General features: G+C 57.9%; 1 protein-coding gene and 1 pseudogene. One reads left to right on the top strand and one right to left on the bottom strand.

Annotated features, from left to right (window positions below; all coding sequences use genetic code 11):
* Positions 1–78, top strand: a 78-nt coding sequence (locus FHC49_RS24725; RefSeq protein ID WP_370631740.1) for a hypothetical protein, incomplete at its 5' end; no start/stop codon positions are given.
* A gap of 31 nt (positions 79–109) precedes the next feature.
* Here FHC49_RS24725 and FHC49_RS24720 read toward each other — a convergent pair.
* Positions 110–228 (bottom strand): annotated as a pseudogene (locus FHC49_RS24720) (IS3 family transposase); the annotation flags it as partial.

Raw genomic sequence — 228 nt, 5'->3', positions numbered from 1 at the left:
CTTAACGTCATAGCGGACTGGCCGATAAACCGGGTCAGCGAACTACTCCCCTGGCGCGTAGCACTGCCAACTGAATAACACATCCCCGTCAATACGGTTCTCGCTGCACGCTTACACTTGATCCTGCGACCGGTGGAAAGTGCGTCCATGACGAAATCCATCGACCAGGTCAGATTGGGCGCCGCCGGACGGAGCAGCGGCAGACGTTCTGTTGCCAGCCCTTTACGA

This window comes from Kluyvera sp. EC_51 (assembly GCF_019584505.1).
In the GTDB taxonomy this organism is placed as follows: Bacteria; Pseudomonadota; Gammaproteobacteria; order Enterobacterales; family Enterobacteriaceae; genus Kluyvera; species Kluyvera sichuanensis.
This window is presented reverse-complemented; position numbering and strand designations above follow the sequence as displayed.